The organism is Rhizobium sp. AG207R, assembly GCF_027109195.1.
In the GTDB taxonomy this organism is placed as follows: Bacteria; Pseudomonadota; Alphaproteobacteria; order Rhizobiales; family Rhizobiaceae; genus Rhizobium; species Rhizobium dioscoreae.
Map to the genome: position 1 here is coordinate 302,627 of NZ_JAEPVT010000007.1, position 23,259 is coordinate 325,885.

The window sequence follows — 23,259 nt, forward strand, 5'->3', positions numbered from 1 at the left end:
GCCCGATTGGCGGCCGTCTTATGTCATCGCGTTGACCATGCGGTCGAGCGCGATACGCATCTGTTCGGTTTCGCGGAATGTGCACATGCGCAGGAATGCGCGTGATGCCTCGCCGAAGTGATATCCAGGCGCCAGGCCGACGCGGGCGGTTTCAAGAATGCGCTCGCAAAGTGCCGTTGCGTCGGGCTCGCCCTGCAGCGCGAAGAAGGCATACATGCCGCCGCGCGGCTTTTCCGGCAGGATGATGCCGGGTATTTTCGGCAGCTTCTCATAGGCGAGGTCGAGCCCTGCCTTGATCCGGCCCCGGATTTCTGAAACCAGCGGCTCGCCTTCACGAAGGGCGGCGGCGGCACCGGCCTGAACCATGGCCGAGGTGCCGCTGTTGATATACTGCGTCATGGCGCCAAGCTGGTCGGCAACGGCAGATGGGTGTGTCAGCCAGCCGACGCGCCAGCCGGTCATCGCCCAGGCTTTCGAGAAGCTGTTGATCGCGATGACGCGATCGCCATCCTCGGCCACTTGCAGGATCGAAGGGGCAATGTCGCCATCGAAATAGAGGCGGGCATAGACCTCATCGGAAATGATCCAGATGCCGGTGCGGCGGCTGAAATCCAGCAGTGCCTGCATTTCCTCGCGCGACGCTGTCCAGCCCGTGGGGTTGGAGGGCGTCGACAGGAAGATGGCGCGGGTGCGGGCATCGCAGCGGGCAAAAAGCTTGTCGAGATCGAGGCGCCAATCGGTATCGAAATCGAGTGACACAGCGCGGGGCTCGCCGCCGATCAGATGGATGGCGTTGTGGATGTTCGGCCATTGCGGCGCGACATAGACGACATTGGTGCCGACATCGACGAGCAGTTCAAGCGCCATGTAGAGCGCCTGCATGCCGCCGGGGGCGACCGTCGTGCGTTCGATCGGGATGGGGCGGCCGTGCCAATGCGTCTGATAGTCGGATAAGGCTTCGTTCAGCGTCGCCAACCCGCGCATATTCGGAACGTAGAAAGTTGCGCCGTCGTCGAGCGCTTTCTTCGCAGCATCGCGGATGAACTCCGGCGTCACGATATCGCCTTCGCCGAACCAGAGCGGAATGACGCCACCGAGTTCGCGGGCGCGCTTGGCGAGCACGGCGATATTGTCGGTGCGCATGTCGCGGATCTGGGCGCGAATGCCTTCAAGAGCATCGCGGCCCGTCATCGCGTTCGGCAGGTTATGCTGCGGTAGAGACAAGAAATTTCCCCTGGGAATTCTGTATTGGAGGGTTCAAACGGCTGCGGCAGCTTTCACTTGAGCAACCCCTCAATTTCGAATGGTTATCCAAAAGCCGTCGTATTTCAAGGACAAATTTTAAGCTTAAAAAGTCTGGCCTCTTGCTCGATTTTCTATTGCCCCTCGAAGTGGTAACACTCTGAAAGAGATCATCTTTCTTTCGTCTCCTTCACATGCTTGACTTGCTTCGCGGCATCGACACCGGCGGCCAGACTGGCGCCGAGAAACATCGCGTCGCTCGCGAGAATGAAGAAGCTGATACCGGCCTCGGACCATGCGCCGATATCATCGGGCGAGGGGCGGAAGATGCCGACTGAGCGGCCGGCGGCCAAAGCGGTTTCGGTGATGGTTCTGATTGCCGCATCGAGCCTGTCCTTGCCGGTTGGTCCCATGGCATCGATCGAAACGGAGAGATCGCCAGGGCCGATGAAGAGGAGATCGACGCCATCGACGGCGGCGATCTCGGCGATGTTGGTAAGCCCCTCGGCCGTCTCGACTTGGATGGCGAGCAGCAATTCATCATTCGCCTTGGCGAGGTAATCCGGGATACGGTAGCCATAGGCTGCGGCGCGGCCGGGGCCGACGCCACGGGCACCGAGCGGGGGATAGCGGGTGGCCTTGACGGCGGCGCGCGCCTGTTCCGCCGTCGAAACGCGCGGCACGAGAACGCCTGCGGCACCGGCATCCAGCACAGCCGCGATATCCTCCGCCGCATGGCCGGGCACGCGCACCATGGCGGGAACGTGATGGACATCGGCGGCGCGGATCAGATCCTCGATGCGTTCGCGGCTGATCTGCGAATGCTCCCAGTCGATGCAGAGGAAATCGACGCCGGAGGCTGCCGTGACTTCGATGGCGACGGGGTGTGGAATCGCCGCGAATGTACCGATAAGCAGCTTCTGCTCGATACAGTTTTGGCGGAAATCGCTCATCATCATCCTCATTTTAGCGGTCTCCCGACGAGGGATAGACCGAAAGATACAACTGCGAAACGGCAATCTGTTCTACGTTCAGAACAGCTTTTCGTGCCATCAAGCAGCGGCACGGAAGCATTGCGGTGGCGGAGTTGTTCGGGCGCCGCCACCGCTCTGAGGCACGGCTTACTTGCGCCGCGCCATGATCTCGGTCAGCACAGCGTCGAACCGCGCGATCTCCTCGACTTTGTTATAATGCACCAGCGACACGCGGATGGCACCCGTTTCCATGGACAAGCCAAGGCGCTTCATCAGGCGTGGTGCGAACATGTGGCCGTCACGCAGGCCGATGCGCTGCTTGCCCATCTCGTCTGCGAATTCTTGTGGCGTGATGCCTGGCATGTTGAAGCAGATCGTGGGAACGCGTTGCTCCAGGCGGTTCTCGTCGGAGATGCCGTAGATGGTGGCACCGTGGCGCTTCAACACGGTAATCATCTCGCGCGACAGCATCTGTTCGTATTGGCGGATTGCGCCCATGGCGGCGGCGAGCGCCTCGCGGCGGCTATGGTCACCGGTCAGCAGGAAGCGGCGGCCAAGGCCTTCCAGATATTTAACCGCGGCATTCATGCCGGCGACGTTCTCATAGGTAAAGGTGCCGACTTCGATCTTGTAGGGCGGGACGTCTGGAATGAAGTCTTCCTTGAATGTGGGAAGCTTGACCAGCGCGTCGTAGCGGCCCCAGAGGAAGCCCATATGCGGCGAGAAATTCTTGTAGCCGGAGCAGACGAGATAGTCGCAACCCCAAGCCTGCACGTCGATCAGGCCATGCGGGCCGTAATGGACGCAATCGAGAAAGGTTTCGGCGCCGGCAGCTTGTGTCAGTTTGCAGACGGCTGCGACATCGACGATCGTGCCGATGGAATGCGCGGTGACGGTGCAGGCAACGAGGCGGGTCTTGTCGTTCAGCAGCGGCTTCAGATCTTCCACATGCAGCGTGCCGTCCTCGCGCATGCGCCACCAGACGATCTTGGCGCCATCGGCTTCCAGGGCCATCCAAGTGGCGATGTTGGCATCGTGATCCATGTCGGTGACGACGATCTCGTTGCGTTCGCCGAGCAGCTTGGCAATGCCGAGGCTGACAAGCCGGATGAAGGAGGTGGCGTTCTGGCCGAAGGAGATTTCTTCCGGGCGATAGGCGTTGACCAGCATGGCGACGCTTTCGCGGGCTTCTTCCAGATTGCGGTCGACGCCCTGGCTGTGCTGGTATTTCGCCATGCGCTGCACGTTGAAATCGATGAGATGATTGGCAACAGCATCGACGACCGTCTGCGGCACCTGCGCGCCGCCCGCATTATCGAGAAAGACGAAATCGCCCGCCTTCCGGATGGCGGGGAACATGGCACGAACCTCGTCGACCGGGAAGCTGTTGTGAGCGGCGAATTGCGATGCGGAAGCGGCGGAGCTCATGGGATCTCGCTCTGGATGTTGGGATTGGAACCTCAATTTTGATCATTTGATCACAAAATACTTTAAGGTTCAACCAAATTTCTGATTCTCTTCTAGCAAGCTTAGCGGCGGCCGGAGCCTTTGCGCGGCTCGTCCTGCGTGGTCGGGCAATAATCCTGCAGGATTTCGTGGGTGCGTCTAATATCGGCGACGACGCCGTCGCGAGCTGCGGCGAAGTCTCCCGCCTTCAACGCCTTGACGATGGCAACATGCTCGCCGGCAGGGTCAAGCTCGCCGCTGCGCATCAAAGGTTCGACGGAGGCTGAGAGCATGCGCATATAGGGGCCGAAACGCAGCCATAAGGTCTCGATCAGCTGCAGCAGTACCTCGGAGCCAGAGGCGCGGTAGATGGTGAAGTGGAACTGCTGGTTCTTGGCCATCAGGTCGTAGATGTTGGCGCCGAGGCCGATCACATGCTGCTCGCCGGCGATGCGTTCCAGTGCGGCGATATCTGTAGGGGTCAGGTTCGGGATGCCGAGCTCGGCGGCGAGCCCTTCCACGGCGATGCGGGCGCGGCAGAGATCGTCCAGGCGGGCAAGCGTGACGATAGGGATGCGGGCCGAGCCATTGGCGGCAATCTCAAGCGCATTTTCGGCCGCCAGCCGGCGCAGGGCTTCGCGCACCGGCATATTGCTGGTGCCGAAGGTTTCGGCGAGCGAGGCGATGGTCAGCGTCTGGCCGGGATCGAAATTGCCTGCCATCAGCGCGTTTCGCAGCTGCTGATAGACGCTCTCCTGGATCGTCGTTCTGGAGGACACCGGTTCCAGGGCTATGCGCACGCTTGTTTCCTCTCCGTCTTTCGGGACTCGTTCATGGTAGAACGAAGGGTGGGCGGAAGGAAAGGGTTCTCTGAGCGGCGGTCAGGCTTCCTCGGTCTCCCAGCCTTCGTCATCGGCCGGGCCATTCTTCGTCCGAGGCTTGTGTAAGCCGAGCCCAACGCCGATGAGGGCGAGTGCCCCGCCGATAGCGTGATAGGAATACAGTTGTTCTCCAAGCAGCGCCCAGGCCAGCACTGCAACGACGATTGGCAGGAGATTGATCAGCAGCGACGTCCGGCCTGCTCCGAGCCTCTGAATGCCGATCATCCAGCAAAGGGGCGCGAGGAGAGAGGTCGGGATCGCGGCATAGAGGATCAGCGGCAGGTTGGCCGTGGTGATCGGCGAGATATCGCCCATCAGGAAGATCGGGATCAGCAACAGGGTTGAAAAGCCGATCTGCCAGAAAAGCTGCTGCCACATCGGAAACGGCATCGCCCACCGTCTCAGCATCACGCCATAAAGCGCATTCGAAAGGACGGCAACGATCATCAGGCCATCGCCGATATGGAATCCGCCATTCGCAAGACGCATCGGATCGCCCTGCGATGTCAAATAGACGAGTCCGATCAATGAAATGCTGCCGCCCATAAGGCTTGTCGCAGTCAGTTTTTCAGCGGCCAGCAGGCTTGCGAAAAACGTCGACAGCAACGGCATCAGAGCAACAATGACGCCCATGTTGACGGCGGAAGTCGTCTTAGCTGCCTCATAGGCAAGGCTCTGGTAGATCACCATGCCGAGTGCGCCGAGAACGGCAAGCTTTAGCCAGTACTCGCGTATCAGCGCGCGGTTGCGCCATGCCGCCCGGCCGACGAAGGGCAGGAGGACGATGAATGCGAGCAGCCAGCGGTAGAAAGAGATGGAACCTGGAGATATCACGCCGGCGGATGCCTTGGTGACAACGGTATTGCCGGACCAGATGAGCACCGTCAGCAGGGGCGCGAGCCCGGCGGTGCTTATTATGGATGCGGAAGCATTCTGCTCGGTGCTCATATGAATAGTCTCTGCGTCTTCTGGCTTCTGGCGAAACAAAGGAAGGCGGATAGGGCTCGCCGTCCCGAAGGTCTTGTACCGCTTGTCCGAATTCCGGTATATAACGAGATTAAGACAAGTGGTAGTGAAATGAGGACATGTCCAGCAGGCCTCCACGCATCGAGGGCGATCCGCCGAACCCGGTTTCCTTCCGAACCGAGAACTATCGGGCGGGTACGGTCTTTCCAAAAAAGAGCCAGCCCTGGGGCGAGCTCAATTATGCGCTTATCGGCGTCTGCGACTTCGATATTCAAGGCAGACGCTATTTGTCGCCGCCACATTATGCCATCTGGCTGCCGCCGGATACGATGCACGGTGCTTATAACCAGCACGATCTGCGCTATGTGACCGTCTATATCGAACGCGCCCTTTGCGCCGACCTGCCGGACAAACCTTCCACGCTCAGCATCAGCTCGCTGTTGAAGGCGATTCTGGCGGATTTCGCGGCCCGCGAGGTCACCATACCGGAAACGGCCGAAGATCTCAGGCTTGCACAGGTTCTGGTCGATCAGATTCGCCTGGCGCCGCGCTGCGAGAGCTATCTGCCGCTTTCCGACGATCCGCTGCTCGGTCCAGTCCTGAGCGCATTGCAGGCCGATCCCGGCGACCGGCATTCCCTGACGGAATGGGCGCGCCGGATGGGGACGACCGAGCGTACGCTGTCGCGCCGGTGCCAGGTGGATCTAGGCCTTTCCTTCAACGAGTGGCGGCAGCGATTGAAGCTCGTTGCCGCGCTGTCGATGATCGAGGCCGGTGAGCCCGTGTATCGGATTGCAGCGCAGTTGGGTTACGGCAATGCGTCGGCCTTCATCGCCATGTTTCGCAGACTGACTGGCACAAGCCCGACACAGATGCGCTAATTTCAGGTTTCAATCAAAACGATCTCCAGCTTGCGCAGTTCTTCCGGATCGGCCATCGCGTCGATGACGGTAATCATGCCATCTGCATTGAAGGTGCAACGAAGAGCGATGCGCAGCTGTCCGTCGATGACAACGATGGCACCCACCGCGCCGTTGATGACCGCCAGCCGCGCTCCCCGCGCACGGCCCTGGAAGGTCTTGGCGACATCCACGCGCCCGCGGATTTCGCCGGCCGCCCCCATGCGGGCGGCAACCACATCCGGCCTGAAGATGGCTTGGTGATCGAGGACGGCGAGCAGCGCCTGCAGGTCGCCGTCACGCGAGGCTGTGAAGAAGGCATCGACGACGTGGCGCTGGCGGGTAAGGTCAGCCTCCGTTGTTGATGGCGTATTCTGCACACGGCGGCGGGCGCGGCTCGCAAGCTGGCGTGTCGCGACCGTCGTGCGCCCCAGAATCGGGGCAATGTCATCGAAAGGGACGTCGAACATATCGTGCAGGACGAAGGCGAGCCGCTCGGCCGGGTTCAGTTTTTCCAAGACGACCAGAAGAGCGAGGCCGACGGAGTCTGCCAGCAAGGCATCCTGTTCCGGGTCGATGCCGTTTCCTGCCTCAGGCGCCACCATCGGCTCGGGAGCATGGATCGTCAGCTGCTCCTCGCGGCGGGATTTGCGAGCTCGCAGCAGATCGAGGCAGATACGCGCCGTGACTGTTGTCAGCCAGCCGCTCAGATTTTCGACGTCAGACCTATCGCTCCTCATCAGGCGCAGCCATGCTTCCTGCACTGCATCTTCGGCCTCCGTGCGCGAGCCGAGCATGCGGTAAGCGACGGCGCGCAGATGCGGCCGGTTCGCTTCGAATTTTTCGGCCTGCCACTTTTTTTCGTCCATCGGTCACATCTCCTCATTCTGCTCCGTCAAACCCATGACGAACGAAATCCCGCCGGTGTGACATCGTATCGGCGGGAAAATGCATCGTCGGAAGATGAGCCGCAACAGGGCTCTCACAATCAGAGGAAAGAATTATGCAAGCTCGTATGAAGAACCCAGTCCTCGTTCTGCCCGAAACCTTGCAGGCGCTCTTGGCCGTCAGCAATTCGATTAAAGATCGCGGCTTGTCGGAAAACATCATGGATCTCGTGCATCTGCGGGTCAGCCAGATCAATGGCTGCAGCGTCTGCACCGACATGGGCTTTCGCAAGCTGCAGAAAGATGGCGAGACCATGGAGCGCATCGTCGGTGTCTCCGCGTGGCGCGAAATGCCTTATTTTTCCGATGCCGAACGCGCGGCTCTGGCGCTCGGAGAAGCGGTCACCCGGCTTGCCGACCGGCCGGATGCCGTCACCGATGAAATCTGGAACGAGGCCGCAAGACACTACGACGAAAAGGCGCTCTCTGCCCTCATCGTCGCGATTGCGATCGACAACGTCTGGAATCGCTTGAACTCAACGGTCCGCCAGCAGGCTGGTGCTTCCTGGAACTGATTGTTCGCAATCGGCGCCACCTTCTTCCGACAGAGAGAAGAAGGTGGTCTGCCTCTCAAGCTTCGCCGACCCGCGAGGTTGCCAGCAGCTTCGCCAGCCAGTCGACGAAAACGCGCACCTTGTTGCTCAGATGCCGGTTGGGCGGATAAACGATGTGCATGGGCAATGTCGGCCGGGTCCAGCCGGAGAGGACCGGCACGAGGTCGCCCTTGGCAAGGGCGTCCCGCGCCATGAAGCTTGGAACCTGCGCAATGCCGAGACCGGTCATGGCTGCTTGCAAATAGCTGCGGCTGTCATTGACCGAGAGGATGTAGCGCGGAGTGATTTCCAACGACTCATTGCCGCGCTCAAAGAGGAAAGGAATCGTGCGGCCGGTTTGCGCACGGAAATAGCTGACCGCGTAGTGACTGGTTTCCAACTCCTCCGGCCGTTCCGGGATGCCGTGCTTCTCGATGTAAAGCGGAGCGGCGCAGGTGACGAGATGGATCTCGCCGACACGACGGGCGATCAGCGACTGGTCGCTCGGCATGCCGGCTCGCAATGCGCAATCGACATTCTCGGCCAGATAGTCGACCAATCGGTCGCCGACTCCGAGGTCTATATGAATATCCGGATATCGCTGGTGGAAATCGCAAAGCGCCGGCATGACGATCTTTTCGGCGAAGGCGCCGGCCATTTCCACGCGCAGGCGGCCGCTTGGCAGGCTCTGCGAATTGCTGATGCTGCCGTCCAGCTCCTCAATCTCGGAGAGGATCTGGATGGCGCGCTCGTAATAGAGTGCGCCATCCGTCGTCACCATGACGCGTCGGGTCGTACGGTTGAGGAGTTTCGCGTGCAAATGCGCCTCCAGCGACTGGATGAGCGTCGTCACCGTCGCTTTCGGCATGGAGAGGGCGGCTGCGGCGCGGGTAAAATTGCCCGTCTCCACCACACGCGCGAATGCCCGCATTGCTGATAACTGGTCCATTCCATGATGTCCCTCGACCCGATGAAAAAGAGGTCGATTGTTTGTAATGGTGAATAGTCTGATCGAATATAGGCTACTTATTCTCGAAGCGGAATAACAATATGTTGTTTCGTAAGTTGTTGCAATGCGGCATGGGGGCGCCAAAGACCGCATTTCGAGAATATGGTCGCAAAGCGTGGTAAACCGCTTTTTGGATTGGAACATATTCGCTCGAGCAGACAGGGATTTGGGTCGATGAGTGCGCCGTGGAAAGATGTTGTGCTGGAAAACGTGCCAACGGGGCCGGTGGAAGCGCGGATCTACAACGGTGAAGGTTTGAAGAAGGCGGCACCCCTTGTGCTCTATCTGCACGGCGGCGCTTTTCTTGATACCTGTCACGCGACCAACAGGCCGGTGGCGGCAAGCCTCGCTGAGGCTGGGGCCATCGTGGTTGCGGCGGATTATACCAGCTGCAATCAGAATGCTTTTCCGAAGGTGCTGGAATGCGCCTACGGGCTTCTCGCCTATCTCAGCAACAAGCGGAACATGCTTGCGCTGGGCGGGGCGAAAAAATCGCTGCTGTTTGTCGCCGGAGAGGAATCGGGTGGCAATGTTGCAGCGGGCGTCGCTTTAAAGGCGCGCGATCAAATACCCGGTTCGTTGGACGGACAGGTTTTGATATCGCCTTTGCTTGATCCCTTCATGGGGTCGAAATCTTTCCTCCAGGCGGAGGAAAGCGGCATGCGCGAGCGCTGGACGGAGGGTTGGAACCGTTACCTGGGTTTCCTGGGCGGTGTCTGTCACCCCTATGCAGCGCCTCGATACTGTTCGCGGCTTTCGGGCCTCGCGCCGGCATTGGTGCTCACGGCCGAGGACGACCCGCTCCGCGACGAGAGCATGGAATACGGCAGTCGGCTGAAAGCGGCTGGCGTCCGTGTTCGCCAGCAAGTCCTTCCCGCCGGGACAGGCTGGCCCACTCTCTATGGCGGGCAGTCGAAGGACAAGCCTTCATGGCAGCAGGATATCTGCTGTTGTTTCAAGGGTTTTGTCGAAGACGTGCAGGCTTGATCGACTAGGGTATGCGGTCCGCGAGGGATGAGCGCGGATTGGACTGATGTCGAAGGCATGAGACCGGAGCGATGGTCACGCGGATGCGCGGTGCTTCGGCCCCCTGATTTTATTGAGACGATAGGAATTTGTGGTCCCGTGTCCCAAGCCGGGGCCAAAGGAGAGACTAACATGAAGTCCAACGGTAAGAGCTGGGCCCTGTGGGGCGCCGGCATGGGTGTCGCTGCGGCTGTTGCAGGCGCAGCCTTCTATCTGGAGCTGCCGCGCGGCGCTCAGGCAACCGAGGCGGCGAGCCAGGCGGCACCGCCGGCTATCCCCGTTACGGTTGCTGTTGTCGAGCCGCGCGACGTTACATCCTGGCAGGAATTCTCCGGCCGGCTCGAAGCCATTGACCGCGTCGAGATCCGGCCGCGCGTGGCTGGCGCGATCCAGTCCGTGCATTTCCGCGAGGGCGCCTTGGTCAAGCAGGGTGACCTGCTTGTCACGATCGATCCCGCACCTTATGAGGCGGCCGTCGCCCAGGCTCAGGCGCAGGTCGGCGCGGCGAAAGCCACTCTCAACCTGACGAAAGTCGAGGTCGACCGTGGCCAGAAGCTCTTCGACAACAAGACGATCTCGCAGAGCGATATGGACACGCGCGCCAGCAACTATGCTGCGGCGGAAGCCAATCTGAAGGCCGCGCAAGCAACCTTGCAGACAGCGCAGCTCAATCTCGACTACACGCAGGTCCGCGCCCCGATCGCTGGCCGCGTCGGCAAGATCGCCGTCACCGTCGGCAACCTCGTTGCAGCCGGCGCGTCCTCTTCAGTACTGACGACGCTCGTTTCCGTCGACCCGATCTATGCGAGCTTTAGTGCCAACGAACAGACCGTGACCCAGGCGCTGTCCGAACTGCCGGCTGCCGGCGGCATCGTTCCGCCAGTCGAGCAGATCCCGGTTCAGATTGGCACGGCAAGCGACAATGGCACGCCGATCAAGGGCAAGTTGCAGTTGATCGACAACGAGGTCGATGCGGCGAGCGGCACCGTCAGCGTTCGAGCCGTCTTCGACAATCCGGGCGGCCGTCTCATCCCCGGCCAGTTCGTGCGGGTTCGCATGGGCCAACCGAAGGCCGAGAATAAGATCGTCATCGACGACCGTGCAGTCGGCACCGACCAGGATAAGAAGTTCGTCTTCGTCGTGGATGGCGAGAACAAGGTCAATTACCGGCAGGTCCAGCTCGGATCGGTTGTCGACGGTCAGCGAGTGATCGAGAACGGCCTGAAAGCCGGCGAAAAGATCGTCGTCAACGGGCTGCAGCGCATCCGTCCCGGTGCGGTCGTCGCGCCGCAGTTGGCAGAGAAGGTCGCGACCGCTCAGTAAGACTTCGCCTTCTGCCCGTGGGCAGAAGGCCGACATTCCAAAATCACATGATCCACCGGCGGCTCTCAAATCGTCGGACGGGAATTTTGCATCCGTTCTTACCCCAGAGGGGGCTTTGATATGAACATCTCCAGATTCTTTGTCGACCGTCCGGTCTTTGCCGGTGTTCTTTCGGTCCTCATCGTGGTCGCCGGCCTGATCGGCCTCAGGGCGCTGCCGATCTCCGAATATCCAGAGGTCGTGCCCCCGTCGATTGTCGTGCGCGCCACCTATCCCGGTGCTAACCCGACCGTCATCGCCGAAACGGTGGCGACGCCGCTTGAAGAGCAGATCAACGGCGTCGAGGGCATGCTCTACATGTCCAGCCAGGCGACATCGGACGGCGTTCTTAACGTGACTGTCACCTTCAAGCTCGGCACCGATCCGGACAAGGCGCAGCAGCTCGTGCAGAATCGCGTTTCGCAGGCCGAGCCGCGCCTACCCACGGAAGTCCGTGCCCTCGGCATCACGACCGTCAAGAGCTCGCCCGACTTCATCATGGTCGTCAACCTCGTCTCGGACGGGGCCGATCACGACATCACCTATCTGCGAAATTATGCGACCCTGAACATCAAGGATCGGCTCGCCCGGATCGAGGGCGTCGGGCAGGTGCAGGTCTTCGGCGCCGGCGATTATTCCATGCGCGTGTGGATCGATCCGCAGAAGGCGGCCGAGCATAATCTTGCCGCCGGCGACATCAGCAATGCGATCAGCTCCCAGAACGTCCAGGCTGCGGCCGGCATCATCGGTGCCTCACCCAGCCGGCCGGGCGTGGATCTGCAGCTCAACGTCAATGCCCAGGGCCGCCTGCGCACGCCCGAGGAGTTCGGCAACATCATCGTCAAGACGGGCACCAATGGCGAGATCACCCGCCTTCGCGACGTCGCTCGCGTCGAGCTGGGTGCGGAAGACTATACGCTACGCTCGCTGCTCGACGGCAAGCCGGCGGTCGCCGTAGCGGTTCTCCAGGCGCCCGGTTCGAACGCGATCGAGATCGCGAACAACGTGCGCTCGACCATGGACGTGCTGCAGCAGGCCATGCCGGCGGGCGTCAAGTATGAGATCGTCTACGACACGACGAAATTCGTCCGCGCCTCGATCGAGAAGGTTATCGACACGCTGCTCGAAGCTATCGCGCTCGTTGTCCTGGTCGTCATTCTGTTCCTGCAGACATGGCGCGCCTCGATCATCCCGCTGATCGCCGTTCCGGTGTCGATCATCGGCACCTTTGCCGTGATGTATGTCTTCGGTTTCTCGATCAACGCGCTCAGCCTCTTCGGCCTGGTGCTGGCGATCGGTATCGTCGTGGACGACGCGATCGTGGTGGTGGAGAACGTCGAACGCAATATCGAGGCCGGGCTCAATCCGCGAGACGCCACCTACAAGGCCATGAAGGAAGTCTCCGGTCCGATCATCGCGATCGCGCTGGTCCTCGTCGCGGTTTTCGTGCCGCTCGCCTTCATCTCCGGCCTGTCCGGCCAGTTCTATCGCCAGTTCGCGCTGACGATCGCCATCTCGACCGTCATCTCGGCCTTCAATTCGCTCACCCTGTCTCCTGCGCTGGCATCCCTGCTCCTGAAGGGCCACCATGCGCCGAAGGATCGGTTGACGCGGATCATGGACGCGGTCTTCGGCTGGTTCTTCCGCGGCTTCAACCGGGCGTTCGGAGCCGGTTCGAAATATTACGGCAAGGGCGTCGGCCGCCTGGTGTCGCGCAAGAGCATCGTCATGGTGGTCTATCTCGCGCTGGTGGGCGCGACCTATAGCCTGTTCACAACGGTTCCAGGCGGTTTCGTGCCGTCGCAGGATAAGCAGTATCTGATCGGCTTTGCACAGTTGCCGGATGCTGCAAGCCTTGACCGTACGGAAAGCGTGATTAAGCGCATGACGGATATCGCGTTGAAGCAGCCTGGCGTTGCCAATGCGATCGCCTTCCCGGGTCTGTCGATCAACGGCTTCACCAATTCCTCGAATGCGGGCATCGTTTTCGTAACGCTGAAGGACTTCGACGAGCGCAAGACGCCGGACCTTTCGGGCGGAGCGATCGCCATGGCACTGAACCACAAGTTCGGCGCCATCCAGGATGCCTTCATCGCCATGTTCCCGCCTCCGCCGGTGAACGGCCTCGGTACGACAGGCGGCTTCAAGCTGCAGATCGAAGATCGCGCCGGCCTCGGCAACCAGGTGCTCGATCAGGCGGCCAAGGCAGTGATCGCCAAAGCCTACCAGACACCGGAACTGACAGGTATCTTCTCGAGCTTCCAGATCAACGTGCCGCAGCTCTTTGCTGATCTCGACCGCGCCAAGGCCGAGCAGCTCGGGGTCTCCGTCACCGACGTCTTCCAGGCACTGCAGATTTATCTCGGCTCGCTCTATGTGAACGACTTCAACGCCTTCGGCCGCACCTACAGCGTCCGTGTGCAGGCCGATGCCAAGTTCCGCGCACAGCCGGAAGATATCGGCCAGTTGAAGGTTCGTTCGGCATCGGGTCAGATGATCCCGCTTTCAGCCCTGCTGAAGGTGGATGCCACGACCGGTCCGGAACGCACGAACCGCTATAACGGCTTCCTGGCGGCTGACATCAATGGCGGCCCGGCGCCCGGTTTCTCGTCGGGCCAGGCACAGGCGGCGATCGAGAAGATCCTGCACGAGACGCTGCCGCCCGGCATCGACTTCGAATGGACTGATTTGACCTACCAGCAGATCCTGGCGGGCAATTCCAGCGTCGTCGTCTTCCCGCTGGCGCTGCTCCTGGTCTTCCTCGTATTGGCTGCCCAATATGAGAGCCTGACCTTGCCGCTCGCCATCATCATGATCGTGCCGATGGGCGTCTTGGCGGCGCTGACCGGCGTCTGGCTCACGGGTGGAGACAACAATATCTTCACCCAGATCGGCCTGGTGGTGCTGGTCGGCCTGTCGGCAAAGAACGCCATCCTGATCGTGGAATTCGCCCGCGAGCTGGAATTCGAGGGCCGCACGCCGGTCCAGGCCGCAATCGAAGCCAGCCGCCTGCGCCTTCGCCCGATCCTGATGACCTCCATGGCCTTCATCATGGGTGTCGTGCCGCTGGTCACCTCGACCGGTGCCGGTGCCGAAATGCGCGCTGCCATGGGTGTCGCGGTGTTTGCCGGCATGATCGGCGTGACCTTCTTCGGCATCTTCATGACGCCCGTGTTCTACGTGCTGACCCGCCGGCTGACGGGCAACCGTCCGCTGAAGCAGCATCCGCACAATGACAACGAGCATTCGGCGGAGGTACTCCCGATCGCCGCCGAATAGGGGCCGTGCCGAACCGACCTCCAGTCCTCGACAGGCCAGGGGCGGGACCATAAGGTCCCGCCTTTTCTTATCTGCCGGCCTATTACGAATTCAGCGTCGAAGAATTTTCGGCCAGGCCACCGATTTTCTTTGCATGCTGGCACCATAGGTTTATCAAGCTCTTGGATGATTTGATTGACGTACATCGGGCATGAGGAGTGGCCCGTTGGCGCAAGGACCCAAAGGGCGATAGCATATAGTCTCGGGGCTGGTGCGCCGCATTCGGAGGATAGTTTATGGGCGGCAGGAAGATCGCTTTTCTCGGCACGGGATTGATGGGTGCGCCGATGGCGCGGCGTCTGCTGGCGGCCGGGTTTGCCGTGACCGTCTGGAATCGCGATCGCAGCAAGGCGGAACCTCTGGCTGCCGACGGTGCAACCGTCGCAGATACGGCGGTGGAGGCGGCGCGAGGCGCCGCGGTGCTTTTCACAATGCTGACGAATGGCGGAGCTGTCGGCGAAGTCCTGTTCGGCAGCGGCGTGGCCGATGTGCTGGAGGCTGGCGCGATCGTTATCGACAACAGCTCGATATCGCCGGCCGTTGCCCGCGAACATGCCTTCAAACTCGCCGAGCGCGGTATCCGACACATCGATGCGCCGGTCTCCGGTGGCGTGGTCGGGGCGGCCGCCGGAACGCTCGCGATCATGGCTGGTGGCGATGCCGGCGTCATCGACAGCGTGCGCGATATCATGGCGCCTCTCGGGCGCGTAACCCGTGTCGGTCCGAGCGGGACAGGCCAGCTCGCAAAACTCGGCAATCAGCAGATCGTTGCCGTGACCATCGGGGCCGTCGCGGAAGCGATGCTACTGGTCGAGGCCGGCGGCGGTTCGCGCGAGGCGTTTCGTGACGCTATTCGCGGCGGGTTCGCCGAAAGCCGGATTCTGGAGCTGCATGGCCAGCGCATGATCGAGCGCAACTTCGAGCCCGGCGGCACCGCCCGCAACCAGCTGAAGGACCTCGATACGGTGCTGGCGGCGGCGCAGAACCTGTCGCTTCATCTGCCGCTGACCGAAGCCGTTCGAGCGGAGTTTGCCGAATTCGTCGAAAACGGCGGTGGCGAGCAGGATCACAGCGGCCTGCTGCAGCATCTGGAAGACAAGAATGCCCGAGGAAAGGCTTGAGGAAGAGATGAGCGATAAGGGTGCATCCAAGCGTCGTCTGCGTTCGCAGGACTGGTTCGACAATCCGGATCATATCGATATGACGGCGCTCTATCTCGAGCGCTTCATGAATTACGGCATCACGCCGGAGGAATTGCGGTCCGGCAAGCCGATCATCGGCATTGCTCAGAGCGGCAGCGATCTCACGCCCTGCAACCGCCATCATCTCGATCTCGCCAAGCGCGTGCGCGACGGCATTCGTGACGCCGGTGGCATCCCAATCGAATTTCCGACCCATCCGATCTTCGAGAACTGCAAGCGGCCGACGGCTGCGCTCGACCGCAATCTCGCCTATCTCGGCCTTGTCGAAGTGCTCTATGGCTATCCGCTCGATGGCGTCGTGCTGACGACCGGCTGCGACAAGACCACGCCATCGGCATTGATGGCGGCCTCGACAGTCAATATTCCGGCGATCGTTCTCTCCGGCGGTCCGATGCTCGATGGCTGGCATGAGGGTGAACTTACCGGCTCCGGCACGGTGATCTGGCGTTCGCGCCGCAAACTGGCGGCAGGCGAGATCAACGAGGAGGAATTCATGGAAGCCTCGCTCGCCTCGGCGCCCTCGATCGGCCATTGCAACACCATGGGGACTGCCTCGACCATGAACGCCATGGCGGAAGCGCTTGGCATGTCGCTGACCGGCTGTGCCGCCATTCCCGGCGCCTATCGCGAGCGCGGCCAGATGGCCTATCGCACAGGCCGGCGGGCGGTCGAGCTGGTGCTGGAGGATATCAAGCCTTCGGACGTGCTGACGCGTGAGGCTTTCCTCAATGCCATAAGGGTCAATTCAGCCATCGGCGGCTCGACCAATGCGCAGCCGCATCTCGCCGCTATGGCCAAGCATGCCGGCGTCGAGCTTTACCCCGACGACTGGCAGGTGCACGGCTTCGACATTCCGCTGCTCGCCAATGTCCAGCCGGCGGGCGCCTATCTCGGCGAGCGCTTCCATCGCGCCGGCGGTGTTCCGGCCATCATGTGGGAGCTGCTGCAGGCCGGCAAGCTGGATGGAAGCTGTCCGACAGTGACAGGCCGGACGATGGCGGAGAATTTGAAGGGCCGGGAGGCGACGGATCGCGAGGTCATCCGTCCCTTCGGCGAGCCGCTGAAGGAGCGCGCCGGCTTCCTGGTGCTCAAAGGCAATCTGTTCGATTTCGCCATCATGAAGATGAGCGTCGTCTCAGAGGAGTTCCGCAGCCGCTATTTGCAGGAGCCTGGCCACGAAGGCGTGTTCGAGGGCAGGGCAGTCGTTTTCGACGGCTCCGAGGATTATCACAAGCGCATCAACGATCCCGCTCTCGGCATCGACGAAAAGACCATTCTCGTCATTCGCGGCGCCGGGCCGATCGGCTGGCCGGGATCGGCCGAAGTTGTCAACATGCAGCCACCGGATCATCTTCTTAAAAGGGGCATCAAGAGCTTGCCGACGATCGGCGACGGGCGTCAATCTGGCACGGCCGACAGCCCCTCCATTTTGAATGCCTCGCCGGAAAGTGCGGCCGGTGGCGGGCTTGCCTGGCTCAGGACCGGCGATATCATCCGCATCGATTTCAATCAGGGGCGCTGCGACATGCAGGTGGACGAGGCGGAGATTGCGCGTCGTAAAGGCGATGGCATTCCAGTGGTGCCGCCGGATGCGACGCCGTGGCAGCGCATCTATCGTCGTTCGGTCACGCAGCTTTCCGACGGAGCCGTGCTGGATGGCGCCGCCGATTTTCGCGACATCGCTGCCAATCCGCCGCGGCATAACCATTGACAGGCGCCGGCCGCTGGCAAGGATTGCAGTGCTGCTGTTAATTTGGGTAGCTTGCGCAGCCATTAAAGTTCGCGAAAGGGAGTAGTGCAACTATAATTGGCTGCGGTTAGTTAGTCTCTTCAGTTTCCGAACGGGGTGGTGCTCTTTGGCAGAGACGACATCAGGACGAAGCGAAGAAGAGTTCCAGGACCTTTTAAGGAGGCTGGAGCTGGCGCTCGAGGCGTCTCAAATCGGTGTCTGGCAGCATAATGTCAACGAGCAGGAACTGCTCTGGGATTCGCAGATGCACAAGCTCTACGGGACCGGACTTCACGAGCATAGGGTTTCCTCCGACGTCTGGATGAACGCGCTGCATCCGGAGGATATCGAAGGGGCCGTCCACGACTTCGATGTCGCGCTGGCCAGGAAGGGTTTCTATAATTCTCAGTTCCGCATCATCCTGCCCGGAGGCGAGGTGCGTCATCTGCGCTCGCGCGCGCATTATTATGAGGATGCCGAAGGGGCGCCTTCTTTCATCGGCGCGGAATGGGACGTCACCGCCGACGTCCTGCTCAATCGCGAGCTGAGCGGTCAAAAAGCTATCGCCGAAGCGCGTGCCGTTGCATTGGAGCACAGCCGGGCGCGAATAGAACATGCCGCCGATCACGATTATCTCACGGGCCTTCCGAACCGCCGGTATTTCGACCGGCGTCTGGCCGAATTGCGCAGCGATGCGTCTATCGGCACTCTTGCAATCCTCCATATCGATCTCGATGGATTCAAGGAGATCAACGACAAATGGGGCCATGCGGCCGGTGATGCCACATTGCAAAGCGCCGCCGCCCGCATTTCCGGAGCGATAACTGCCAACGACATTGTTGCCCGCATCGGCGGTGACGAGTTCGTGGCCGTGCTGGTCAATATCGCCAGTGTCGAAAGGCTTCAGGCGATCGCCGGCGATATTCTATCGCGATTGCGCCGCGAAGTGCGTTTCGGCAACGAGATGCTGAAGATCGGCGCGTCCATCGGCGTGGCGATGGGCCAGACGAGTGGCGCAGGCAATCTTCTGGCAGAATCCGATGTCGCCCTTTTTCAAGCCAAGAAACTCGGCCGCAACCGGGTGGAGTTCTTCACGCCACAGCTCCAGTCCGATCTGCATGCAGAACGCCGCCTGGCCGATGAGTTGCGATTGGCGCCGGTGCTGCGGCAGATCGAGCCCTTCTATCAGATTCAAGTGGATGCGCAGAGCCGCCGCATCGTCGGATTGGAGGCGCTGGCACGCTGGCGGCATCCGGGAAGGGGATTGCTAAGCCCAGTAGCCTTCCTCAAGGTCGCCGATGAATATGGATTTACCGCGGAGATCGATGCGGCCGTGCTGAAGCGCGCACTGGCGGATCGGGCAGCCTGGGTTTCGCAGGGTCTTTCACCGCCGCGCATCGCTGTCAATATCTCCGGTCGCCGGCTTGCCGATCCCGACCTGATCGACGGATTGAGGGCGCTCAGAATACCGCGCCACGCCATCGCCTTCGAGCTGGTGGAGACCATTTTCCTGGATGAACCCGACGAGGCGGTGCTTGCCAATATCGCCGGCATCAAGGAGATGGGAATCGATATCGAGATCGACGATTTCGGTTCCGGTCATGCCTCGCTGATTGGCCTCGTCAAACTCAAACCGAAGCGGCTCAAGATAGATCGGCAATTGGTGACTGCGGTTACGGTGTCCGAGGAGCAGCGTCGTCTTGTCGGCTCTATCATCGAAATCGCACGCACATTGAATGTCGAGGTGGTCGCCGAAGGGGTCGAGACCGAGGATCACGCGCTCGTTCTGGCCGAGGTCGGCTGCGATGAACTTCAGGGCTATGCTATCGGCTATCCTTCTTCCGAAAGCGAGACTGCAGCATTGCTGAAATCGGCCGAGGCGTCGAGCTCGGGGCGGTCTTCAGTCAGCGTTGCCGCACATGCTACTGAAGCTGCAGGGCGAGGATCAGACCATAGCTGATGGCGCCCAGCGTCAACAGCGATAGTGTCGCTGCCGCGATCACCCGGCCGCCGGCATGGGCGACGGAGCGGATGCTAACCGACAGGCCGAGCGCTGTCATGGCGATGACGGTCAGAATACCGGAAACAGTTTCCATCGGTGTCACCAGCATATCCGGGATCAGCCCGAAGGAGCGTAGCGTCATCAATCCCAGGAAGCCGCAGATGAACCAGGGGACCAGAGAATGGTGATGGCCGCTGCTTTCATCGCTGCCTGAGGCTTCAGCCTTGGTGAGGATGCCGAGCAGGAAGATAACCGGGCCGAGCATCAGGACACGGACGAGCTTGACGAGCGTGCCGGTCTGGACAGCGAGCAGGCCGACGGGCGCGGTCGCCGCCAATACCTGCGGCACGGCATAAACCGTCAGTCCAGCAAGTGTCCCGTATTGCGGTACGCTCATGCCGAAGTGGAAATAGAAAAGCGGCAGCAGGAACACGGCGACAATGCCGAGGACGGCGGTGAAGGCAAGTGCTGCGGCAATCTCCTGCGAGTCGGCCTCGATCACGGGCGCAACGGCCACGATCGCCGAATTGCCGCAGATCGAGTTGCCGCAGGCGATCAAGGTTGCGAGCTTCGGCGGCAGGCCGAGCGCCCGACCGATGAGATAGGTGGCGGCGATCGACAGCACGACGACGATGGCGATGCCGGCGATCAGCCAGACGCCGGCGCCGCGGATCGCCGAAAGGCTGATGGATGCGCCGAGAAGGACGATGGCGATTTCCAGAAGGAACTTGGCGCTGAAATCGACACCCGGCTTCATGGCCGGCTTCAGCGGCTTGATCGTGCAGACGGCGATGCCGAAGGCGATAGCAAGCACCAGGCTTTCGATCCACCGTCCGCCGAGGAGGCCCACTTCAACATGTTCCGCAGCATAGGCCGCAAGGGCTACGGCCGAGGTGAGGGCCAGGCCGGGAAGGATCTCGTTTGCGCGTTGAGCGATGGACATGGGTGCTGTCATTCGTTTCTTGTGATTTGGTGACGGCTGGAAAGTCTCATCTGTCGATGTCGACATCCATCGAATATTATCCTATGTTTTATTCGATAAATTAGAATGATTTCCCATGACCTTCGAACAGCTCGCCATTTTCGTCGCCGTCGCGGAGCGAGAGCATCTGACCAATGCCGCCGAAGCGATCCATTTGACGCCATCCGCCGTCAGCTCCGCGATCAAGAATCTTGAAGCCTATTACGGCGTCGAACTTTTTCATCGCGTCGGGCGGCGGATCGAGCTGACGGAAACCGGCCGTTCCTTCCTGGGAGAAGCAAGAGCGACACTCGCACGCGTGCGCTCGGCCGAACTCATGCTGTCCGAACTTGGGGGGTTGCAGCGCGGGCGGCTCAGCCTCTGCGCAAGCCAGACCATCGCCAGCTACTGGTTGCCGCCGCTGCTGATGCACTTTCACCGCGATTATCCCGGCATCGAGCTGGATCTGACGATAGGCAATACCCGGACCGTCACCGAGGCGGTTATCGATGGTGCGGCCGAGCTCGGTTTCATCGAGGGGGAAGTGGATGCGCCGGCATTGTCGATGAAGATCGTTGCGCAGGATGCGCTTGTTATCGTCGTGCCGCCACACCATCCCTGGGGGGACGGGCGACAGCTCACCGCCGCCGACCTAGTAAGCGGCACGTCCTGGGTGATGCGGGAGGAGGGGTCGGGCACGCGTTCCGAGTTCGAGAATGCGATCGTCAAGCTTGGTGCTTCGCCGCGTGAGCTCGATGTCGCGCTCGTCCTCCCTTCGAATGAGGCCGTGCTATCGGCAGTCTGCGCGGGGCAAAGTGCTGCTGCCATTTCCAGTGCCGCAGCGAGAGCCTATCTCGGGCAAGGGCTGCTGGTTCAGGCAAAGTTCGATCTGCCGGCCCGCAGTTTCCGGCTGCTGCGTCACAAGGAGCGCCACGCGAGCAAAGCCGCGCAGACGCTGGAGGCGATGTGTAAGGGCTGAACGGCGAAATCTATATATTCGATTCGACTAATAAGTGGGTTGGGTGCTATCGTGATAGTCGGTAACTGATAGGCGCCTTTGCGGCTTATGCAGGTGGCGTCATGATCCGAGGGATATCAATGGCAACCTTCACCTGGACCGGCAGCGCCTCCAACAACGCTTGGGGCGATCCCGACAACTGGTCGCCGAATGCCGTTCCCGGCAACGGGGATTCCATCATCATCAACAATGGCGACAATGTCCTTTGTTACCAGGGAGCGGGTGTTTCGACGGTTCTTGGCAGCGTCTTTGTTTCGTCGACAAGCACGCTGTCCGCTTATGGCGGCATCCACGCAACCTTCTTGACGATAGATGGGACGATATCCGGAGGTGGCACGCTCTATATCGGCCCTCTATCCACACTTGAAGCCGGCAGTGGGGTAAGCTCCGCTGATGGTGCGGTTGTTGTCTTCGGAACCTATCAATGGGGAGGAGCCGGTTCTTCTCAATCGGTCACGCTGAATGCTGGCGCACATTTCAATTTTTCCACGCAATTCGACGGGACAATTGATGAGCGTGGCACCGATGCGACAACCATCGCATATAATGGCGCGGGAGTGGTCTCGAATATCACGATCGACGGTCAGACGGCGACATTCGTAACGTCCGCGGGCAACTATGCGCTCAACTTCGCCGCCGATCTCGACCCTTCGGCATTTGTACTGGACGCCGCCACAGGAACGATCGTCGTTTGTCTTGTTACAGGGACGCTCGTCCGCACGACACGAGGAGATATCCCGGTCGAGGATCTGCGGATCGGCGATGTTGCGGTTACGGCATCATCGCAGCTTCGCCCCATCCGATGGATCGGAAGCACCGAGCTTGAGTGCGGCAAAGCGGCCAATCCTCGGAAGTGCTGGCCGATCCGTATTGCCGCCGGGGCTATGGGGCCGGATAAACCCTCGCATGACCTCATCGTCTCTCCGGCTCATGGAATTTGCGTCACTGTCGTAACCGATGTTCTGATGCCTGCTTCAGTGCTCGTGAATGGAGCAACGATCGACCATGTCGAATGCGCAAAAGTCACATACTGGCATGTCGAGCTGGACGAGCACGACATCCTCGTGACGAACGGATTGCCGACTGAAAGCTACGTCGATCATGGCAATCGAAGCTTCTTTTCTCAAACGATGGGCGCTTCGATCCAGCTGGTGAACGATCACGAACAAAGATGCCTGACCTATGTCTCAGATGGACCGCTGATCGAGGCTGTGCGAATGCAAATCCATGCACGCGCTCTGGATATGGGCTGGACCTTGAGTGACGATCCTTTCGCCGACATACATCTCATTGCCGACGGGCAACGCATTGATCCCATGATCGACGAGGGCAGGGCAGAGTTCCGCGTCCGGTCGTCAGTATCGGAACTATGGCTTGCCTCGGAATGGGGGGCGCCAAATCTCGTCAGTTCTTCAGGCGATGGCCGCCGGCTCGGCGTCTGCTTTTCGAGATTGGTCATTGAGGATGGCGTAGCGGAGCCCAGGCATATTTTCGCTGACGACAATAGGCTGAATGATGGTTTCCATTATGTCGAGGATGGCCGTCGGCGCTGGACTGCCGGCCGCGCGCACCTGCCTTCTTCGTTATGGGAAGGTTACGGTGGGATTCTTCGGCTAACTTTCGAATTTGCAGGTCCGGCGGTGCCGCGTTGGATCCCACCACAGTCTTCCGAAGAACCTGCAATCGAGCGAGACCAAGAGCAAGCTGCCTGATCGTTCATGCTAGGATCGATTAGGAGGCTCCT

Annotated in this window: 18 protein-coding genes; 10 read left to right on the plus strand and 8 right to left on the minus strand. The window is 60.7% G+C overall.

Annotation, left to right across the window (positions count from 1 at the left end; translation table 11 throughout):
* Positions 1-18: 18 nt before the first annotated feature.
* From JJQ51_RS18810 to JJQ51_RS18830, 5 genes are all read right to left on the minus strand, one after another.
* On the minus strand, positions 19-1,224 hold the full coding sequence (locus JJQ51_RS18810; protein ID WP_269245085.1) for a pyridoxal phosphate-dependent aminotransferase: 1,206 nt from the start codon (positions 1,222-1,224) through the stop codon (positions 19-21).
* A 188-nt stretch (positions 1,225-1,412) separates the two neighbouring features.
* On the minus strand, positions 1,413-2,195 hold the full coding sequence (locus JJQ51_RS18815; protein WP_269245133.1) for an HpcH/HpaI aldolase family protein: 783 nt from the start codon (positions 2,193-2,195) through the stop codon (positions 1,413-1,415).
* 168 nt (positions 2,196-2,363) lie between these two features.
* Positions 2,364-3,644: a cysteine desulfurase-like protein gene (locus JJQ51_RS18820; protein WP_269245086.1), complete on the minus strand. Its 1,281-nt coding sequence runs from the start codon at positions 3,642-3,644 to the stop codon at positions 2,364-2,366.
* 101 nt (positions 3,645-3,745) lie between these two features.
* Positions 3,746-4,462: a GntR family transcriptional regulator gene (locus tag JJQ51_RS18825; protein ID WP_145632100.1), complete on the minus strand. Its 717-nt coding sequence runs from the start codon at positions 4,460-4,462 to the stop codon at positions 3,746-3,748.
* 81 nt (positions 4,463-4,543) lie between these two features.
* Positions 4,544-5,491, minus strand: coding sequence for a DMT family transporter (locus JJQ51_RS18830; RefSeq protein ID WP_145632102.1), 948 nt, complete (start codon positions 5,489-5,491; stop codon positions 4,544-4,546).
* Between the two features lie 137 nt (positions 5,492-5,628).
* Between JJQ51_RS18830 and JJQ51_RS18835 the strand changes: the two genes are divergently transcribed.
* On the plus strand, positions 5,629-6,390 hold the full coding sequence (locus tag JJQ51_RS18835) for an AraC family transcriptional regulator (RefSeq protein WP_145632104.1): 762 nt from the start codon (positions 5,629-5,631) through the stop codon (positions 6,388-6,390).
* A 2-nt stretch (positions 6,391-6,392) separates the two neighbouring features.
* On the opposite strand, the gene JJQ51_RS18840 is transcribed toward JJQ51_RS18835, so the two are convergent.
* The gene (locus tag JJQ51_RS18840; RefSeq protein ID WP_269245087.1) at positions 6,393-7,277 is read right to left on the minus strand and encodes a sigma-70 family RNA polymerase sigma factor; all 885 of its coding nucleotides are present in this window, start codon (positions 7,275-7,277) and stop codon (positions 6,393-6,395) included.
* A 134-nt stretch (positions 7,278-7,411) separates the two neighbouring features.
* On the opposite strand from JJQ51_RS18840, the gene JJQ51_RS18845 reads away from it, so the two are divergent.
* The gene (locus JJQ51_RS18845; protein ID WP_113330284.1) at positions 7,412-7,870 is read left to right on the plus strand and encodes a carboxymuconolactone decarboxylase family protein; all 459 of its coding nucleotides are present in this window, start codon (positions 7,412-7,414) and stop codon (positions 7,868-7,870) included.
* A 55-nt stretch (positions 7,871-7,925) separates the two neighbouring features.
* On the opposite strand, the gene JJQ51_RS18850 is transcribed toward JJQ51_RS18845, so the two are convergent.
* The gene (locus JJQ51_RS18850) at positions 7,926-8,837 is read right to left on the minus strand and encodes a LysR family transcriptional regulator (protein WP_095435644.1); all 912 of its coding nucleotides are present in this window, start codon (positions 8,835-8,837) and stop codon (positions 7,926-7,928) included.
* 234 nt (positions 8,838-9,071) lie between these two features.
* Here JJQ51_RS18850 and JJQ51_RS18855 point away from each other — a divergent pair, with 234 nt between their 5' ends.
* From JJQ51_RS18855 to JJQ51_RS18880, 6 genes are all read left to right on the plus strand, one after another.
* The gene (locus JJQ51_RS18855) at positions 9,072-9,884 is read left to right on the plus strand and encodes an alpha/beta hydrolase fold domain-containing protein (protein ID WP_069611753.1); all 813 of its coding nucleotides are present in this window, start codon (positions 9,072-9,074) and stop codon (positions 9,882-9,884) included.
* Positions 9,885-10,055: 171 nt separating this feature from the next.
* Entirely contained in the window at positions 10,056-11,246 is a 1,191-nt protein-coding gene (locus JJQ51_RS18860; RefSeq protein WP_069611752.1) for an efflux RND transporter periplasmic adaptor subunit, read from the plus strand.
* 120 nt (positions 11,247-11,366) lie between these two features.
* Complete coding sequence (locus tag JJQ51_RS18865) at positions 11,367-14,564, plus strand: efflux RND transporter permease subunit (protein WP_145316251.1); 3,198 nt, start codon at positions 11,367-11,369, stop codon at positions 14,562-14,564.
* Positions 14,565-14,839: 275 nt separating this feature from the next.
* Positions 14,840-15,724: an NAD(P)-dependent oxidoreductase gene (locus tag JJQ51_RS18870; protein WP_183813199.1), complete on the plus strand. Its 885-nt coding sequence runs from the start codon at positions 14,840-14,842 to the stop codon at positions 15,722-15,724.
* Between the two features lie 7 nt (positions 15,725-15,731).
* Positions 15,732-17,516, plus strand: coding sequence for an IlvD/Edd family dehydratase (locus JJQ51_RS18875; protein ID WP_269245134.1), 1,785 nt, complete (start codon positions 15,732-15,734; stop codon positions 17,514-17,516).
* A gap of 145 nt (positions 17,517-17,661) precedes the next feature.
* Positions 17,662-19,494 carry a bifunctional diguanylate cyclase/phosphodiesterase gene (locus JJQ51_RS18880; RefSeq protein WP_269245088.1) on the plus strand — a complete coding sequence of 611 codons (1,833 nt, stop codon included), beginning with the start codon at positions 17,662-17,664 and terminating at the stop codon, positions 19,492-19,494.
* Here the strand turns inward: JJQ51_RS18880 and JJQ51_RS18885 are convergent.
* Positions 19,457-20,479: a YeiH family protein gene (locus tag JJQ51_RS18885; RefSeq protein ID WP_269245089.1), complete on the minus strand. Its 1,023-nt coding sequence runs from the start codon at positions 20,477-20,479 to the stop codon at positions 19,457-19,459. The genes JJQ51_RS18880 and JJQ51_RS18885 overlap by 38 nt on opposite strands.
* A 115-nt stretch (positions 20,480-20,594) precedes the next feature.
* On the opposite strand from JJQ51_RS18885, the gene JJQ51_RS18890 reads away from it, so the two are divergent.
* Both JJQ51_RS18890 and JJQ51_RS18895 read left to right on the plus strand, forming a co-directional pair.
* Positions 20,595-21,476, plus strand: coding sequence for a LysR family transcriptional regulator (locus JJQ51_RS18890; RefSeq protein ID WP_269245090.1), 882 nt, complete (start codon positions 20,595-20,597; stop codon positions 21,474-21,476).
* A gap of 119 nt (positions 21,477-21,595) precedes the next feature.
* Positions 21,596-23,227 (plus strand): Hint domain-containing protein, encoded by a 1,632-nt coding sequence (locus JJQ51_RS18895; protein ID WP_269245091.1) that lies wholly within the window; start codon positions 21,596-21,598, stop codon positions 23,225-23,227.
* The last annotated feature ends 32 nt before the right edge of the window (positions 23,228-23,259 follow it).

What these genes read in the sequence shown, in the direction of transcription:
- JJQ51_RS18890 (WP_269245090.1), top strand. Translation starts at nt 20,595, where the DNA reads ATGACCTTCGAACAGCTCGCCATTTTCGTCGCCGTCGCGGAGCGAGAG.
- JJQ51_RS18860 (WP_069611752.1), top strand. Translation starts at nt 10,056, where the DNA reads ATGAAGTCCAACGGTAAGAGCTGGGCCCTGTGGGGCGCCGGCATGGGT.
- JJQ51_RS18865 (WP_145316251.1), top strand. Translation starts at nt 11,367, where the DNA reads ATGAACATCTCCAGATTCTTTGTCGACCGTCCGGTCTTTGCCGGTGTT.
- JJQ51_RS18875 (WP_269245134.1), top strand. Translation starts at nt 15,732, where the DNA reads ATGAGCGATAAGGGTGCATCCAAGCGTCGTCTGCGTTCGCAGGACTGG.
- JJQ51_RS18820 (WP_269245086.1), bottom strand. Translation starts at nt 3,644, where the DNA reads ATGAGCTCCGCCGCTTCCGCATCGCAATTCGCCGCTCACAACAGCTTC.
- JJQ51_RS18885 (WP_269245089.1), bottom strand. Translation starts at nt 20,479, where the DNA reads ATGTCCATCGCTCAACGCGCAAACGAGATCCTTCCCGGCCTGGCCCTC.
- JJQ51_RS18835 (WP_145632104.1), top strand. Translation starts at nt 5,629, where the DNA reads ATGTCCAGCAGGCCTCCACGCATCGAGGGCGATCCGCCGAACCCGGTT.
- JJQ51_RS18850 (WP_095435644.1), bottom strand. Translation starts at nt 8,837, where the DNA reads ATGGACCAGTTATCAGCAATGCGGGCATTCGCGCGTGTGGTGGAGACG.
- JJQ51_RS18870 (WP_183813199.1), top strand. Translation starts at nt 14,840, where the DNA reads ATGGGCGGCAGGAAGATCGCTTTTCTCGGCACGGGATTGATGGGTGCG.
- JJQ51_RS18895 (WP_269245091.1), top strand. Translation starts at nt 21,596, where the DNA reads ATGGCAACCTTCACCTGGACCGGCAGCGCCTCCAACAACGCTTGGGGC.
- JJQ51_RS18815 (WP_269245133.1), bottom strand. Translation starts at nt 2,195, where the DNA reads ATGAGCGATTTCCGCCAAAACTGTATCGAGCAGAAGCTGCTTATCGGT.
- JJQ51_RS18840 (WP_269245087.1), bottom strand. Translation starts at nt 7,277, where the DNA reads ATGGACGAAAAAAAGTGGCAGGCCGAAAAATTCGAAGCGAACCGGCCG.
- JJQ51_RS18855 (WP_069611753.1), top strand. Translation starts at nt 9,072, where the DNA reads ATGAGTGCGCCGTGGAAAGATGTTGTGCTGGAAAACGTGCCAACGGGG.
- JJQ51_RS18845 (WP_113330284.1), top strand. Translation starts at nt 7,412, where the DNA reads ATGCAAGCTCGTATGAAGAACCCAGTCCTCGTTCTGCCCGAAACCTTG.
- JJQ51_RS18830 (WP_145632102.1), bottom strand. Translation starts at nt 5,491, where the DNA reads ATGAGCACCGAGCAGAATGCTTCCGCATCCATAATAAGCACCGCCGGG.